Here is a 16,718-nt window from a genome sequence, read left to right as displayed (position 1 = left end):
GGGTAATCTCCTGCCGCTATTTGACGATCCAGGTCTCTTCTCCGCTCAGCAGATCGTCCAGATCGGCATCCTTGTCGGCCTCTCTGGCGGCCGCGATCTGATCCTGCAGCAACTGTTCGTACGTCGGCCGGTCTCTTTCGGCCAGTAGCACTCCAAAGGGCCGCGGCATGCCTTCCTCCCGGTTGTTGTCGTCAAACATGGAGGAGAGTAGCCATGCTTTATTACGGTCAGTTTCGTCGTGTATCCACAGGTCGTCCGAGGACCAGTTTCCGTCCTCCATGTCCACCACCTCGGGGCGGCAGCCGTCCAGGCGTACTCCGAAACGGTCGTTTTTACCGAACAGCAGCGGCTTGCCGTTTTCCAGGTACAGGCTCGTGTTGTCTCTGACACCTTTATCGGTGTACGGCGAGAACGCCCCGTCGTTAAACACGATACAGTTCTGATAGATTTCAAGGAAAGAGGTTCCCTTGTGCTGATGCGTGCGTTCCAACATGGCCTGCAGATGTTTCGGGTCACGGTCCATTGATCGGGCAATGAACGTGCCCTGGGCTCCGAGAGCGAGAGCCAGCGGATTGAAGGGGGCGTCGAGGGATCCCATAGGTGAGGATTTGGTAATCTGTCCGCTGTGGGATGTAGGAGAATACTGCCCCTTGGTCAGGCCATAAATCTCGTTGTTGAACAGCAGGATATTGAGGTCCAGGTTTCTGCGAAGAGTGTGGATGAGGTGATTTCCTCCGATAGACAACCCGTCACCGTCGCCGGTCACCACCCAGACACTCAGTTCGGGCCTCGAAGCTTTAAGTCCGGTGGCGATGGCGGGCGCCCGCCCATGGATCCCGTGCATACCATACGTATTCATGTAGTACGGGAATCGCGAGGAGCAACCGATTCCGGCAATGAAAACGATATTCTCGGGCGGAACATCCAGTTTCGGCATGAGCGTCTGAACCTGCTTGAGGATGGTATAGTCGCCGCATCCGGGGCACCATCGCACATCCTGGTCGGAGGCGAAATCCTTTGCCTTCAGGGTTCCGTTTTGTGGCGAGCCGTTGACTGATTTCGTGGTACTCATAACGCTTATATGGAATTGGGATGGATCTGGTTCGGTTGTCCGTCACGAGCCGGAGCTCATGGAGATGATCTTTTCCTTCAGCTCGGAAACTTTCAGGGGCGTGCCCTTGATGCGATTGAAGCCTTCGGCGGGAATGAGGAACTCTTCGCGCAGAATTTTGACCAGCTGCCCCCTGTTGATCTCGGGAACCAGCACCTTGTTGAAACGGCCCAGAAGCTCCCCGAGGTTTCCCGGGAACGGGCTGAGGTATCGCAAATGGGTGTAGGAAACGCTGTGCCCTTCCTCAATGGCATCGTTAACCGCCGATTTGATGGTTCCGTAAGTGGAGCCCCATCCCACTACCAGGAGCTCACCGCTCTCCGGGCCGTCTTCAATCCGCTGATCGGGGATCAACCGGGCTATGTGGTCGCGCTTCTTCTCGCGGATCTCGGTCATTCGCTGGTGGTTGTCCGGATCGTAGGAGATATTGCCGGTTTCATGCTCCTTTTCCAGGCCGCCGATACGGTGTTCCAGTCCTTTGGTGCCGGGGACGGCCCATGGACGAGCCAGGTTTTCGTCACGTGAGTAGGGCAGGAAGGGCTTTTCCTCCTTGCCGTTATCACGGGCTTTGGCAAAACCTGCTTTCACGGGCTTCAGCTCCTTTGCGGACGGCAGCCGCCACGGTTCCGCGCCGTTGGCAATGTACCCGTCGGAGAGGAGCATTACCGGGATCATGTGTTCCACGGCGATCCGGCACGCCTCATAGGTTACTTCGAAACACTCGGCCGGCGAAGACGCCGCCAGAATGGCCACGGGACATTCACCCGCTCTTCCGTAAAAGGCCTGCAGAAGATCCGACTGCTCGGTTTTGGTCGGCAGGCCGGTGGACAGCCCTGCCCGCTGCACATTGATTATCACCAGTGGAAGCTCCAGCATGGTGGCCAGGGCGATCGCTTCGGTCTTGAGGGCGACACCCGGTCCCGAGCTGCTTGTCACGCCAAGGCTTCCGCCAAACGATGCGCCGATCGACGAAGTGATCGCCGCGATCTCATCCTCGGCCTGGAAGGTGGTCACCCCATACTGCTTCAGGCGGGCAAGGCCGTGCAGGATTTCCGATGCCGGAGTGATCGGGTATGAGCCCAGAAAGACAGGCAGTTCCGATTTTTTTGCTACCGCGGCCAGGCCCAGTACTATCGCGTCGTTGCCGGTGATGTTGCGGTAGGTGCCCGGCTCGATCGGAGCCGCGTCCACGCTGTACCGTTCACTGAAAATTTCCGTGGCGATGGCGAAAGTAAAGCCATCGTTCAGCGCCTTGATGTTGGCTTCGGCTATTACGGGTTTCCTGGCGAATTTCTTTTTGAGGAAGTTGACCGTGGACTCCAGGGGCCGGCTGTACAGCCAGTAGAGAACCCCAAGCACGAACATGTTCTTGCTGCGGTCCATCTCCTTGGTGGAAAGCCCGGTGTCTTTCAGGCTCTCCCGTGTCATTTTTGTTACATCGATTTCAATGACGCTGTATCCCGAAAGCCGTGCGTCTTCAATCGGGGTGTCTTCGGGTCCATAGCGGGCCAGAGACAGATCCCTTTTCCCGAATCCGTCGGTATTTGCAACAATAATTCCTCCCGGTTTGAGAAATTTCAGGTTGGCTTTCAGGGCGGCGGCATTCATCACAACAAGCACATCACATACATCTCCGGGGGTGTGGATGGGTTTGCTGCCGAAGTGGATCTGGAAGCCGGATACCCCGTGCACCGTACCGGCCGGAGCCCGGATTTCCGCAGGGTAATCCGGGAAGGTGCTGAGGTCATTTCCCGACAGCGCCGTGGTGTTGCTGAACTGGGAACCGGTAAGCTGTATCCCGTCACCGGAGTCGCCGGCAAACCGGATGGTGACTTCCTTTTTTATTTTTTGCTGGATACTCATATCAGAACGAGTGCTATGGATGTTTGTCGGTTTGTCAGAATGAAACGGGCAATGTACGTCTCAGGATTCAGCGGCCGGATGGCGCATGGATACAGATACCCGTTCCCTGTTGACGGGTATCTTCAACTGTCCGCATCCCGCGTCGATGTCTTCACCGTAACACCACCGGACATCGGTATCCAGACCGGCATCATTCAGAATACCACGGAACCGCTGCATCCGGTCGATTTCGGTTCGGTTGCCCGGAGCTTCGGGAACATCATTGTACATGATCAGAGTGATGCGCACGCCAAGGCCATCCAGGTATGAAATCAGGTTATCGGCATCTTCCGGCCGGTCGTTAACTCCACCCATCAGCAGGTACTGGATGGTGGCCGGGTGACCGGTACGGCGATTGTGATAGATAAGCGCGTCGCGAATTTCCGGCAATCCAAGGCGGGCGCTCACCGGCATAATCTCCCTGCGGGTCTGCTGATCGGCCGAATGGATGGATACGGCGAGCCTCACCTGCGGATGGTCGTCGGCCAGCATCCTGATCTGGCGGTACAGGCCGACCGTGGAGACGGTTATGCGATCGGGGACGGGCCCCGGAGCGGACGGATTCCGCATAATGGAAAGCGCATCGGAGACTGCCCGGTAGTTGTGCATCGGCTCACCCATCCCCATAAAATATAAATGGGTAATTTCACTGTTAAGCTGTTCGCGTACCGCAAGTTCGGCTTCCCGCACCTGGTCGATGAGCTCGCCTGTTGAAAGATTGCGGTGAAAGCCCATTTTTCCGGTGGCGCAGAAGGAGCAGCCGAAGAAACAGCCGATCTGGGAAGAGATGCTCGCCGAACACTTGCGAAGTTTCCCATCCTCCCATTCGGGAATGATAACCGTTTCTGCCAGACCTCCGTCGTGCAGTCGGAGTGTCAGTTTCCAGGAGCCGTCACTGCTGGGTACCAGGCTCTCTCGAACGGAAGGGGGGATAATTACGGCATGCCGCAATGCGTCACGTTCCTGCCCGCTGATGGAAGTGATCTCCTCGGGCGATCCGATATTGTGATGATAGACCGCTTCAAAAACCTGCTTTCGGGAAGCGGGTGCGATCCCCAGGGCTTCGCACAATTCTTCCCAGTCTTTTAACGCAAGATGTTTCAGGTTAACAGGAAGTTTTTGGAGGAGATGATGCTTGTTATTCATGCAGATACAGGATACTAAATCTATCACTCTGAAAACAATGAAAAGTCTTTGTCACCTGCAAGGTTTTTGGTAAAAACTGTAGTGATTTTGTAAAACATTTCAGCTCTGTACAATAGAGTCGGTACGTTGACTGTTTTTATCAACTAAAGAAAGAAGAAAAGCGCTTTCTTGTACGATTACGGGCCCCCGTGCGATTTATTGCCGGAAAAAGACAGCGCCCGAAAAGTTGCTGTTGCAAACGGGATCGAAATCTATTACAATAAATTATACCACCTAAACCAAACTCAAAAAAATAGAGGGTGCTTATGAAGGAAAATGAGCTTCTTGACGCCGCCGAAAGCGGCGATTTGGCATTGATCAGCAGTGGTGTTCAGGACGGTGCCGATGTCAACACCGTGGACGAACACAACAGGTCGCTACTGCTGAAAGCTTCCAAGCATGGCCGCAAGGACATTGTCGAATTTCTAGTCGATCAGGGCGCTGATGTCAATCTGAGAGACAATCGCGGAACCACACCTGTTTACTGGGCCGCTGTCAGGAGTCACAGCGAAATCCTTTCTTTACTGCTACAGAATGGCGCGGATGCCACTTTTACCGACGACAGAGGCTGGACAGCCATGGATCATGCCAAATCAAACCAGGATAAAGATGTCATCGCCATCCTGGAAGAGGCACTCAGTACCGGAAAAACCGCCTGATACACAGCTTTTCCCAGTATGTGGGAATGAATGACGCTTCATCAGGCTTTCTTGCCAATTACTCACTACTATTTTCGAACCCGCCGCTTTTCGCGTGCGGGTTTTTTTTTGCCCGGTCCGTTTCTCCCTTGCCGTTTCCCTTTACTGGAGCCTCTGCCGTCGCGCGGTGTCTCCGAAAGCAGCAGAAAGATGGACGGGGAGTGATCCAGGTCAATTTCCGTCTTCCGCCATTCCGCCACACTTTTGGTAATGATCTGCTCTCCGTCGAGGGTCAGGTTCGATGCCGTGCAAAGCAGCGTGTCGTCCCGAAGCTCCCGGAGCAACTCCTGCAGCAGATCATTGTTGCGATACGGAGTCTCCATGAAAACCTGGGTGGCGCGGGTCCGGTCGGATTCATTCTGCAGCCTGCGGATCGCTTCCGTGCGTTCCGCGCCCGGCCGGGGCAGATATCCGTGGAAGGTGAATGCCTGGCCGTTCAACCCGGAACCCATCACCGCCAGGAGTATGGAGGACGGTCCCACAAGCGGTGTTACCGGGATACCTGACTGATGCGCGAGCCTGACCAGCTCGGCACCGGGATCGGCCACCGAGGGACACCCCGCCTCCGAGATAATCCCGGCACGGGCCCCCTGTTTCAGCAGCGAAAGCATCTCAATCAGGTCCTCGCCGGGCGTGTGTTTGTTGAGTTCGTAGAACCGGCATCGGAAATCGGGCACGGGATGCCTGATCCACCGAAGAAACGAATTGGCCTGGCGGATTCTCTCAACAAAAAACGTATCCAGGCTGTGAACCGTCTCTATCACCTGTTCCGGAAGTACCCGGTTGTCGGGCTGCCGGCCAAGCGGGGTCGGGATAAGATAGAGATGGCCCCGGGCCGGGGCTTCCGGTGCTTGCGGTTGCGATGTCGTCATCAGCTGTCAATGATTTCGATCCGCTGTTCCTGCCAGTTTCCGCCGGCCAGCTTGCGTCGGGCAAACCGATGGGCGGTCCACGCCACAAAGAGCGTTATGATGACGGATAACAGAAGTACCGCCAGATTCACCAGCACCATTTTCTTGTGGAACTCATAGATGGGCACCAGCACAATCGGCTGATAGCTGCTTTTGTGATAGCGGATGGGCATAAGCTCGGATGCCTGCAGCTGCGCGGCGTTCTGAATGGGCTGCGAGAGTTTTCGGGTGATTTCCTCTCCGTCGCCGGTGGTGAACCGCACCGTTATACTGCCGTTGGTTTGCGCGGCAATCTGCTTGATCTCAAAATGGATCACATCCGCCAGATGGCTCTCCCCGTTCTCGTATGTCGTGTTCAGCCCGTAATAGATCGCCCCCATGTGAACGGCCATGCCCGCCAGGTAGAGCGGGAGCAGCCAGACCAGAAACCACAGGTATGTCATTTTATACATGCGTACAATTTTCAATGAATGATGCGGAGGTTACAAACGGGGAAGCATCTTCTTCAACACCAGTGATTGGTAAATCAATTCCGCAATTTCACCGGCTTTGAATTTTTCATTGTCAATCACCAGGTGGTAGTGTGCCGGGTCGCGCACATCCTTGTGGGTGAACTCGTATATAAACTCCAGCCGGCGGTTGTCACGAAATGCGATTTCCTCCCGTGCCTGTTGCTCGGTAACGCCCAGAACCTGAATCACATTCTGTACCCGGAAATCGATAGGCGCCTGGAGCCGTACATGGAGGGCGTGCTTGATGTCGGATGTGAGCAGGGCGGCACCCGCACCCAGGATCACCGACCGGCCACGCAATCCGAGAACCCTGAGGGTTTCGGCCATTTTCTTGTACAACTGCGCATCGGTGGGTTTGCTTACCAGCAAATGATCGATGTACTGCTGGATTTTTCCGCGCTGCTCGTGAAGGATGTTCTCGGTAAAATCCTTGTGGAAAAGGTCGGATTCCGACAATTCGGTGATCAACTCCCTGTGGAACAGAACCCAGGGGTACTCTTCGGTGCTCAGTTTTTTGATCAGCTTGAGCGCGACCGGAACACCTTCGCACCCGAATTGCCTGGAAATGGTTATGCACGGAAACTGGTATTTTTGCGATCGCTTTTCCCCTATGCCCAATGACTTGAGTTGAGCTCCGATATCCCGGTCGATTTTTTGAATAAGATGAGAATACATTGCACTCGTTGGGTTTAATGGTTGTCACGGGATCAAAAAACCGTGGTTTGCCTCTACGGTACTTGCTGATGGCAGGAATCCCCCTCCCCGCCGTTGTGGAATCAGGGCAGGTTCCGGGCCTGCCCGCCATGGTGCAGCAACTCAAACGAGCGGCTGCGTATGGTTGGATCATACAACATTCTGTGATGAAAATCCCGGATCATGAAATTACTGTTCATGTGAAACCAGAGTCCGGCGGGCAGATCATGCAAAATGATCACCTGTGCCCGGATCTTCCCCGTTTTCTGTGCCGTTGCTACGGTCCATCCGCTCATATTTCCCATGCGCTCATCGAAATGCGCGGCATAGTCCGAGATGTGCGGCTCCAGCAGCCGGTCGTCCGCGGTTCTCCGGATCAGGCTGCGGATTTCAGCGTCGGTTTCCGGGCCGGTCAGAGTTCCGTTCCAGATATCCACCAGCATGCTCCCGAACGTGTCCGGCTCAATTCCGGGAAACAGGTTGTGCAAGCTGCGCTGATCCTGGAAGAAACGGATGGATGTCTCTTCGACGGGTTTCGGCTCCTCCCATTGCCGACGGGCCGTTTCAACCGCTTCTGTGAGAAACCACTCGCGGTCGGATTCCAGAAGCCGGTCAAGGTGCCGGGACAGGGTCGTGGTATCCGGATGGAACTGCTGAGCCATAGTCCGGATACCGTATTGCGGCACCGGCGGCTCGATGCGTCCGCCGCTGATCCGGTACGTTGTTTCCGCCACCCGGTCGGGCCCAAGCCGGAAAAACAGGTAATCCGCCACCGCGGGGTCGTTGGATTGGGCCATATAGCGTACCAGCTCCTTCAGTACCGGCGGTTCCCCGTTTTCCCCGAACCGGTTTTCAAGGTTGCGGAGGTGGCGCCGGTCAGCTTCCGGAAAATAGAAGGGAGTGATTCTGCGGATATCAACCGGCGCGTCCGGGTCCAGTTCGCCGGAGCCGACACGTTCGGCATAGGTAATCACCAGCATCAGCCTGGAAAGGCCGGCGGCGGGAAGAATGCGGCCGGATTGGTAGCGGATTTCGAACCGGCCGTCTCCGCCGTTACCAGCATCGTTGTAACGGACACCGGTATTGTCTGTGCCGGCTGCCGGCGCGATGCCGTCGTCTCCGGGCTGCGATGGGATGGAAGCAAAGGCGGCGTGTTGCGGCTGTTCGGCCATGTACTCGATCAGTCCGGCCAGGGAATAGGTCTTTTCCACCCACTCGCTGCCTTCCAGAATGGCGGCCCGGTTTTGAAATACGGTTACAAACGTATCGCGATTGAGCCAGAAGATGGATCCCACCACCAGAAGGGCCGTGCCGATAAAAATCAGGAAAAAGCGAAGTAAGCGCATGCCATTCTACCGCGTCAGCGGCAACAGAATAATTTCTTCGAAATCGAGTTCGGAGGAGTCGAGAATCGGGCCCGCCTGCTTCTCAATGGTTTCATCGGAGGCTCCTGCCAGGGACTCCAGTTCAATATAAAGGATTTCGGAGTGATCGTCATAATACCACCGGGAGTCGCCCTCGCCCAGCGCGGTTTTGAGCCTGGCAATCAGTTCGTTGATATCTTTTTCAAAATCTTCCGGAGCTTCGGGATGCAGCGATTCGTTCATTTCAGGTTTTTTTGGATGAGCCGTCTTTTCCACTTATGATAGGAGCAGGGGCGCAGTAAATCAATAAATGGTAAAAGAAAAGGTGTGATGAATCCGGTTTTGCAAAAACTGCAACAAATAGCCAGAAAGGAAGAGCGAACGGTGCTGGGACTGATGTCCGGTACCTCCATGGACGGACTCGATATTGCCTTGTGCCGGTTTACCGGTTCCGGGGCGGAAACTTCGTTTGTGCTGGACCACTTCGTTTCCATCCCCTACGATGAGGAAACCCGCCAGCCGTTGCTGGCCCTTGCAAACGCGCCGTGCCCGGACCCGGAACAACTCTGCATATGGAACACGTACCTGGCTCATGTTCATGCGGATATGGTGAATGAGGCCCTGCAGCAGTGGGGCCGGAAATCCGCTGAGGTGGATCTGCTTGCCAGCCACGGCCAAACCATCCATCACGCCCCGCGACACAAACACCGCAGGGATGGAATGCCCAACGCGACATTCCAGATCGGAGACGGCGATCACCTGGCGCACCGCACGGGTATTATTACCATCAGCGATTTTCGCCAGCGGGATACCGCCAGAGGCAACGAGGGAGCGCCACTGGCAGCCTTTGGCGATTATCTGCTGTTTCGCCCGGCCACCATGACCCGCATCCTGCTTAATATCGGGGGTATTGCAAATTTCACCTTGCTGCGACCGGAAGAACATCGCATGCCACCATTCGCCACCGATACCGGTCCGGGAAACACCCTGATCGACGCGGCAACATCACACTATTTCGAAGGGCTTGCCTACGACAAGGATGGCGGACTTGCCGCATACGGCCGCCCTGACCCGAACCTGCTCTCGTTACTGAAAGCCCACCCGTATTTTGAAAGAAACGCACCAAAAACGACCGGATTCGAAATGTTTCACATGGACTGGGTGCACGAATGCATGGAGGCCGCCGGGTTTGACCGCCCTGCCGAGGATCTGCTGGCAACACTGACCCGCTTTACTGCCGGGACCATCTCCACAGGGATTCGCAAGGTGTTGCACGAGGGCGAAAAGGCGGAAGTATTTGTCAGCGGCGGTGGAATACACAATCGCGTTCTTATGGAACAGCTGACGGACGACCTCTCTCCGCTGCCGGTGCGCACCACAAAAGAAATCGGGATGGACGAGGATGCGAAGGAAGCGGTGCTTTTCGCAGCTCTGGCCAATGAACTGATTTGCGGAGAGGATCCACGACTTCATTTCGGTAAAATTTCTCTTACGGATCATTGATATTTTATCGACGACCCGAAATTCAATAATTCTGGTCATTCATTGATATTTGCTGTACTTTTGATCCCAAATTCCAACACCCAATCAGACAGTTTAAATGGCGAAAGTGATTACCAGAGAGCATATTGAACAGGCCATGTCGTACGCCAGGTTCCGTGACCTTGTCAACAGCCTGCTTATCGAGCGGAAAACCACCGGCCCCAATCAGTCCGGGGAGCTGGTTCAGTACACCCGGCTGAACAACCAGCGCATGGACCGTATGGATAAAACGACCATCATCGATCCGGAGCTGCTGGAAGCGTTGAAGGCCATCAGGGAGAACCAAATCTGGCTTGGTATTGTCGAGGCGTGGTGCGGGGATGTACCTCATGCCATACCGGCACTGGCCAAAATGGCGGTTTCGGCGCCGAAAGTCAGTATGCGCCTGTTGCTGCGCGATGAACATCCCGAGGTGATCGACGCTTATCTCACGAACGGCGGCAGAGCCATCCCCAAAGTGATCGCCTTGAACAGGGATACCCTTGAGGAGCTCTGGACCTGGGGGCCCCGGCCCGAACCGGCCCAGAAACTGTTTCTGGATTTGAAGGAAAAAGGGGAGCCGTATCCGGCCATCGCCGAAGAGCTGCAAAAATGGAACAACAAGGACAAAACCCGTACACTGCAGAAGGAAATTCTGGAGCGGGTTCGCTCCGTCTGAGCTGGAACTCATGAGCACCGGCCGATCCACCGAAAGCGATGCGTTTTACCGCCATGTGGCCCAGACAAGCGACGGGCCGTTAGGGCTCGAAATTGCACGCGCGGAGGGCCCCTGGCTGATTACACGCAGCGGGAGGAAGGTGCTGGACTTTATCTCCGGAATTGCCGTGAGCTCGCTGGGCCACGGCCACCCGGAAGTGGTGAAAGCCGTGCAGCTTCAGGCCGAACGCCACATGCACGTGATGGTGTACGGCGAATTTATCCAGCATCCGCAATCCGCCTTTGCAGGCCGTCTGGCTTCCAGGCTGCCGCACTCCCTGGATCGCATCTATTTCGTGAATTCCGGAACAGAGGCGAACGAAGCCGCACTTAAGCTGGCAAAAAAACATACCGGAAGACACCGGTTTGTCGCATTTGAGAACGGATATCACGGCGATACCCAGGGATCGCTCAGTGTAACCGGCCGGGATGTCTATCGTACGCCTTATGAACCGCTGCTTCCGGAGGTGCAGTTCTGCCGGTTCAACGACCCCGCGGTATTGGAGCACATCACAGAAGAGGTCGCCGCCGTCATCATGGAGCCGATACAGGGCGAAGGGGGCATCATCCCTTCGGATCCCGCCTGGCTCAGATCTGTCCGCGAGCGCTGCAGCGAAACAGGCACCCTGCTTGTTTTCGATGAGATTCAATCCGGATTCGGACGTACCGGAAAGCTGTTCGCATTCGAACACTATGGCGTGGTTCCGGATATTCTGACCATGGCCAAGGCCATGGGAGGAGGGATGCCGCTTGGCGGACTGGCATCATCCACCGAAATTTTCCAGGCGTTCATGTACGATCCCCCGCTGAATCATGTCACCACCTTCGGCGGCCATCCAGTGTCCTGCGCCGCAGCCGACGCCGCTCTTCAGGTACTGCTGCGTGACGGCCTAATGGATCGCGCCGCACTGATCGAAGCCTGTGCCAAAGATATTCTGAGAGGACCCGGGATCTCCGAAGTGCGCGGCAAGGGAGCCATGCTCGGCCTCCAGCTTGAGAATGCGGATCTCACCCAAAAAACCGTTGAAACCTGCCTTGACCGGCATCATATTCTCCTGGGATGGACCCTTCATTCCAACACCCTTATCCGCCTCGCACCCCCGCTCATCATCGATGAGTCGCTCCTCACCGAAAGCCTGACCGTCATCAGGGATACGATCGCACATCTGTGCAGCTAAACTGGATGGCCGGAATTTTCGCTCCGGATTTTGTATATGTGTGATATATGTTATATTACGTGTAAAATCCTCATCACGCATAGATAGTGCCATGTCTGAATGGAATCAAACCGGTGAGTCGATCCGTGGGCGGGGCACCGCAAGCAACCCGGCCGGCCGGTTTACGCGCCTCGAGGTGGAGCCCGATCCTGAAAACAGTGACGGAATTTCACCCAAAACCCGTTTCTATCAAGATGATGCGGCGAGTGTCATCGCCACCAACGACAGCCCGGATGTTCCGTTCGAAGCCAGTTTGAACCCCTACCGGGGATGTGAGCACGGATGTGTCTATTGCTATGCGAGGCCGTTTCATGAGTACCTGGACATGTCTCCCGGCCTCGATTTCGAAACCCGCATCATGGTCAAGAAAGATGCTGCGGCAAAACTGCGAAAGCAGCTTCAGTCCCCTGCATGGAAACCGCGCACCGTATCGGTGAGCGGGGTGACCGACCCCTACCAGCCGGTGGAACGAAAGCTCGGGATAACGCGCCGCTGCCTGGAAGTGCTTTCGGAATTTCGCAATCCATTCACCATCATCACAAAAAACCATCTGGTGACCCGCGATATCGATCTGATAGGCGGGATGGCGGAGCTAGGCGCGGCCCGGGTGATGGTCAGTTTGACATCGCTGGATCCCGGCCTGGTGAGCATTATGGAGCCCCGGACCAGCAGGCCCGCCCGCAGGCTTGAGACAATCCGGGAATTGTCCCGGGCCGGAATAACGGTCGGAGCGATGTTCGGGCCGCTCATTCCCGCGCTTACCGACGAGGAGCTGCCCAGGCTGGTGGAGCAGGCGGCAGAGGCGGGCGCCTCTTTCGGAAGCTACATCATGCTTCGCCTTCCGGGCGCTGTCGGACCGCTGTTCGAGGATTGGCTGGAAAAGCACTATCCCCAACGCAAACAAAAGATCATCAGCCGGTTGAAGGCGCTTCGCGGCGGGGCGCTGAGCGACCATCGGTTTGGTTATCGGATGAAGGGGGAAGGGGCTTTTGCCGAGCAGATTCGCCAGTCCTTTCAGATTTCATGCCGCAGATACGGACTCAAGGATTCCGGTCCGCCGCTCACAAATCGCCATTTCAGACGCGTTCCCACCCAGGGTGAACTTGAGTTGTACTGAAGTGGGAGGGACGGGTCACCCGTTTCACGCTATCCGCCGACTGCCGACCGCGATCAGGCCCGCGACAAGGTCAGCGTGGCGGTGTCACGGCAAAACGGACGAACGGACTATTTGCCATTAGCCGGATACTGCAGCTTTGCTTTGCCAGTGCTAATCGGAGCGAGGGCTCAGTTCGGTGATATCGCTCCTGTATTCAAGGGTTACGGATCCCCCGGAGGTGCGCAGTTTGACGGGAATTCCGCCGCCTTTCACCTTCCCGTCCACCGAACCGCGCTGCATGGAGCCGGTCAGGTCATCCAGCCGGTTTCGTACCTGGGATCCGCTTGCCTTGATATCCAGTCCCTGGTTGTTGGGAAGGATGGCGGTGATGGAGCCTCCGGAGGTGGCCAGGTCGAGCCCCCCCTCAAGTTGCAGGATCTCGGCATGGATGCCGCCGCCGCTGGTCTGGGCGCTGATGGTTCCCGAAAGATCAGTTAAACGGATGGATCCGCCGCTGGTTCGGGCAGACACGGAACCCTCGACATCGCTCATTCGGATGCCACCGCCACTGGTTCGGGCAGTGACCCGGCCGTCGGTATGGAGTACGGTAATGGGGCCGCCTGACGTGCGGGCCAGCAGATCACCGACGATATGTTCGGCATGAACGGATCCGCCACTGGTTATCAGGGAGACATTCTGAGTGATTCCTTTTGCGCTTACAGCGCCGCCGCTGGTCTGGGCTACAAGTTCGGTCTCATGCGGCACCAGAATCCGATATGACACGGAGGTTGATGACCCCCAGGAGAGCCACCTGTCGGTGCGTCTTGTTTCGGCTTTGACGACAACGCGGTTACGCTCTTGCGTAATACTGAAATCTACCGGCGCCGACTTTCCTTCTTCCAGGTAAGCGCCTTTCCTGTAGACATATACGTCGACTATAATGTCGTCACTGCTGTGAGCTTCGACCGTAATGGATCCGCCGGAAGTTTTGGCCTCCAGGGCCATTCCCGGCTCCCATTGAACCGTTTCGGAATGCCATACCGGTTTGTCGTTTGCGTGCACTCCGGAAGTGCCGTTTGCCAGAACCATTCGCTGAAAATCAAATCCGGGAGAATAGTGGATCACCAGCGCCAGTGCGATTATCGCGATTATAAACCAGCCTCGTCCTTTCATGATTAGCTCCGATTTAGAAAGATAATAGTTATAAAACCATCCCTTATTGTAGCGATGTGATTACTCGACGGATATACGTCCGTTATCCGGAAAGGTTCCGGAAATTTCGTGAATCATGGTTAATCTGCCGGCCAAATCAGGGAAGTTTTCATCTTTGTCGCCTTTCAAATGTAGTAAATTATGTTCAGGCTACCGCCTTTCTGTCGGAAGCAGGCCGCTTCAGACCGAATGAACTGCCACCAGGCGAAGATTGTTTTTTGGTTCGGGATATCATCTTTCCGGAGTTGCACTGCAGTTACGGGTACCGATTTATTTATACTGTTACTATGAACCATTTCTATCAGAGCCTTACAATTATTGCGGCAATGTTTCGAGGTTTGAAAAGCGGCTTTGCACGATTTTCGAATCCGGCCCTGCATACGCTATCCCTGTTGAGACGCCGCCGGGTTTTTCTCCCGCATGAGGTCGGCCGCACCCACAAAGCCATAAAAGGTATGTGGATGATGCTTTTGCCGATGTTGCTTGTCCAGCCAACGGATCGGGCATTTGCCGTGCAGGATGCGAACCCTGTCCCCACCCCGCTGCTCGCCGCATTCCCGGAGCCGGGCAATGGTCATTCCCCGAGCGATACACTTTTCTTCGAACTCGAAGAGATTGAGATCCGGGCAACACGGGATACCGAAACCCAGGCAAGCGCACCGTTTTCGGTGAGCGTTACCTCCAGAACGGTCGAACAGCAGACACTGGAACCGGGACTCAGCTTCGACCGCATCGCCACAGAGATTCCCGGCCTCTGGGTCAATGACCGCCAGAATTATGCGCTGGGTGAACGGGTCTCCATTCGGGGCATGGGCTGGCGAACCGCCTTCGGGGTCCGTGGAATTTTTGTTATGATGGATGATATCCCGCTCACCGTGCCAGACGGGCAGACGGTTATGGATATCGTGGATCCCTCCATGGTACGCCAGCTCGAGGTGCTGCGCGGACCCAGTTCCTCCTTCTGGGGAAATGCCAGCGGTGGAGCATTGCTGCTCTCGACAGAGCCGGCAAGCTACGATCCGTCACTTAATGTTCGTTTTCTCACCGGAGCGCACGGTACCTACAGCACGCAGGCCGGAGCAACGTTTCGGCGCGGAGCAAGAGGGTTCCATGTCAATGCATCCTACCTGAAACGTGAAGGCTACCGCGACCACAGCAGGCATGAGGCGTTCCGGATGACCAGCCACATGGACTGGAACCTCACCCCGCAAACCCGGCTTAATGTGAGCGGTGCATTTGTAGAAGCTCCGGATTCCCGCCATCCGGGTTCGCTTTCGCAGGAACAGCTGGATGAGGACAGGCGGCAGGCTTTTGCGTTTTTTGAGAACGCCTCGGCAGGAAAATCCTGGCGCCAGGGCCAGCTGGGCGCCACCCTCCGGCATGAATCGGGATTCGGCCAATGGCGGGGTACCGTGTACGGAACCGCCAGGAGCCTCCACAACCCGTTGCCCTGGGCCGATATCGAAGTCGACCGGCTGATGACCGGAACCCGGCTTTCCCTGACCAATGACAGCCGTTTCTTTTCATGGAGCATTGGCGCCGATGCGGCCCTGCAGTCGGATGACCGCAGAAACTACGATTATCAGTCCGGTTCGTTTGACCGCGGAGAAAGAGTGATTGACCAGCAGGAGACGGTGGTTAACACCGCCCTGTTCGCCCGTGCGGCCACCGGCTGGGGACGGATTACGATTTCCACCGGTCTCCGTCTGGACGCCGTCCGGTTTGAAACCGACGACAGACGTACGGAATTCCCCGAGGACCAGTCGGGCAGCCGCTCCTTCACCGCTCTGAGTCCGAGTATCGGCGCGGCATTGCAGACCCGTCCCGGTCTCATTTATCTGAATTTCGGCACCTCCTTTGAAACCCCCACCACCACCGAGCTGGTGAACCGGCCCGACATGACCGGCGGTTTTAATCCCGACCTGGATCCCGAACGGGCGCGTGGCGCGGAAGCCGGCCTGCGCGGCGGATGGCCGTCCGCCCGTATTCGTTATGAAATCGCCCTGTTCCGGATGGATGTCCGCGATCAGCTCATCAGCTTCCGAACCGAGGAGGGGGGCGACCGCGATTTCTACCGAAACGCGGGATCAACCCGGCACATCGGAATGGAAGCGGCACTGCGCTGGCAACCGCTGTACTTGTTTGAGTTGTCGGCCAACTACAATTGGAGCGATTTCACCTTCCGTGAATCGGTGGATACCGGACAGGTTACGTTTACCAGAGGCAATCGCCTGCCCGGGATTCCGGAACACCGTCTGATGGTACGCCTCGATTCCAGTCCCGGCGACCTGCGCGTAAGCCTCTCCATGGAACTGCTCGGCCGCTACTATGTGAATAACGACAATACCGCAACCAACCCCGGTTACGAAGTATTCCATCTGCGTCTGGGTCACAGCGGTGTAGCCCTGGGCCATGGTCTTTCCGTGATGCCATTTCTCAAAGTCGAAAACCTGGCGGGCACCAGGTACAACAGCTCGGTGAGTATCAACGCCAATGCCGGCCGTTATTACGAACCGGCGCCCGGACGTGCCCTGTTTGCCGGTTTCCGTCTAAGCCTTTAGCAGTTACCCGACAGATGC

General features: G+C 56.2%; 15 protein-coding genes. 6 read left to right on the top strand and 9 right to left on the bottom strand.

Annotation, left to right across the window (positions count from 1 at the left end):
• Positions 1–16: 16 nt before the first annotated feature.
• From QA596_07590 to rlmN, 3 genes are read right to left on the bottom strand one after another with little or no spacing between them, the layout of a single operon-like run.
• Positions 17–1,072: a 2-oxoacid:ferredoxin oxidoreductase subunit beta gene (locus tag QA596_07590; protein MDG5767321.1), complete on the bottom strand. Its 1,056-nt coding sequence runs from the start codon at positions 1,070–1,072 to the stop codon at positions 17–19.
• A gap of 42 nt (positions 1,073–1,114) precedes the next feature.
• Positions 1,115–2,974: a 2-oxoacid:acceptor oxidoreductase subunit alpha gene (locus QA596_07585; GenBank protein ID MDG5767320.1), complete on the bottom strand. Its 1,860-nt coding sequence runs from the start codon at positions 2,972–2,974 to the stop codon at positions 1,115–1,117.
• Positions 2,975–3,034: 60 nt separating this feature from the next.
• Positions 3,035–4,159 (bottom strand): 23S rRNA (adenine(2503)-C(2))-methyltransferase RlmN, encoded by a 1,125-nt coding sequence (rlmN, locus tag QA596_07580; protein ID MDG5767319.1) that lies wholly within the window; start codon positions 4,157–4,159, stop codon positions 3,035–3,037.
• Between the two features lie 305 nt (positions 4,160–4,464).
• Here rlmN and QA596_07575 point away from each other — a divergent pair, with 305 nt between their 5' ends.
• Complete coding sequence (locus tag QA596_07575; GenBank protein ID MDG5767318.1) at positions 4,465–4,857, top strand: ankyrin repeat domain-containing protein; 393 nt, start codon at positions 4,465–4,467, stop codon at positions 4,855–4,857.
• Positions 4,858–4,925: 68 nt separating this feature from the next.
• On the opposite strand, the gene QA596_07570 is transcribed toward QA596_07575, so the two are convergent.
• The 5 genes from QA596_07570 to QA596_07550 all read right to left on the bottom strand — a co-directional run bounded on the left by QA596_07570 (position 4,926) and on the right by QA596_07550 (position 8,619).
• On the bottom strand, positions 4,926–5,768 hold the full coding sequence (locus QA596_07570; GenBank protein ID MDG5767317.1) for an SAM-dependent methyltransferase: 843 nt from the start codon (positions 5,766–5,768) through the stop codon (positions 4,926–4,928).
• Entirely contained in the window at positions 5,768–6,259 is a 492-nt protein-coding gene (locus tag QA596_07565) for a hypothetical protein (protein MDG5767316.1), read from the bottom strand. The genes QA596_07570 and QA596_07565 overlap by 1 nt, the downstream gene beginning before the upstream one ends.
• Before the next feature lie 30 nt (positions 6,260–6,289).
• Positions 6,290–6,994, bottom strand: coding sequence for a cytidylate kinase-like family protein (locus QA596_07560; protein ID MDG5767315.1), 705 nt, complete (start codon positions 6,992–6,994; stop codon positions 6,290–6,292).
• Positions 6,995–7,095: 101 nt separating this feature from the next.
• The gene (locus tag QA596_07555) at positions 7,096–8,358 is read right to left on the bottom strand and encodes a serine hydrolase (protein MDG5767314.1); all 1,263 of its coding nucleotides are present in this window, start codon (positions 8,356–8,358) and stop codon (positions 7,096–7,098) included.
• Positions 8,359–8,364: 6 nt separating this feature from the next.
• A complete protein-coding gene (locus QA596_07550; protein MDG5767313.1) occupies positions 8,365–8,619 on the bottom strand; it encodes a hypothetical protein in 255 nt (84 codons plus the stop codon).
• A gap of 99 nt (positions 8,620–8,718) precedes the next feature.
• Here QA596_07550 and QA596_07545 point away from each other — a divergent pair, with 99 nt between their 5' ends.
• The 4 genes from QA596_07545 (at position 8,719) to QA596_07530 (ending at position 12,948) form a co-directional block, all read left to right on the top strand.
• Complete coding sequence (locus tag QA596_07545) at positions 8,719–9,879, top strand: anhydro-N-acetylmuramic acid kinase (protein ID MDG5767312.1); 1,161 nt, start codon at positions 8,719–8,721, stop codon at positions 9,877–9,879.
• Positions 9,880–9,976: 97 nt separating this feature from the next.
• Positions 9,977–10,576, top strand: coding sequence for a thioredoxin family protein (locus tag QA596_07540; protein ID MDG5767311.1), 600 nt, complete (start codon positions 9,977–9,979; stop codon positions 10,574–10,576).
• A gap of 10 nt (positions 10,577–10,586) precedes the next feature.
• Positions 10,587–11,792, top strand: coding sequence for an aspartate aminotransferase family protein (locus QA596_07535; protein MDG5767310.1), 1,206 nt, complete (start codon positions 10,587–10,589; stop codon positions 11,790–11,792).
• A gap of 91 nt (positions 11,793–11,883) precedes the next feature.
• Positions 11,884–12,948: a PA0069 family radical SAM protein gene (locus QA596_07530; protein MDG5767309.1), complete on the top strand. Its 1,065-nt coding sequence runs from the start codon at positions 11,884–11,886 to the stop codon at positions 12,946–12,948.
• 150 nt (positions 12,949–13,098) lie between these two features.
• Here QA596_07530 and QA596_07525 read toward each other — a convergent pair whose 3' ends face one another.
• A complete protein-coding gene (locus QA596_07525; GenBank protein ID MDG5767308.1) occupies positions 13,099–14,100 on the bottom strand; it encodes a DUF4097 family beta strand repeat-containing protein in 1,002 nt (333 codons plus the stop codon).
• Between the two features lie 500 nt (positions 14,101–14,600).
• Between QA596_07525 and QA596_07520 the strand changes: the two genes are divergently transcribed.
• Positions 14,601–16,700, top strand: a complete 2,100-nt coding sequence (locus QA596_07520) for a TonB-dependent receptor plug domain-containing protein (GenBank protein ID MDG5767307.1) — start codon at positions 14,601–14,603, stop codon at positions 16,698–16,700.
• Positions 16,701–16,718 lie beyond the last annotated feature (18 nt).

The sequence above is a fragment of the Balneolales bacterium ANBcel1 genome (assembly GCA_029688905.1).
In the GTDB taxonomy this organism is placed as follows: domain Bacteria; phylum Bacteroidota; class Rhodothermia; order Balneolales; family Natronogracilivirgulaceae; genus SLLW01.
This window is presented reverse-complemented; position numbering and strand designations above follow the sequence as displayed.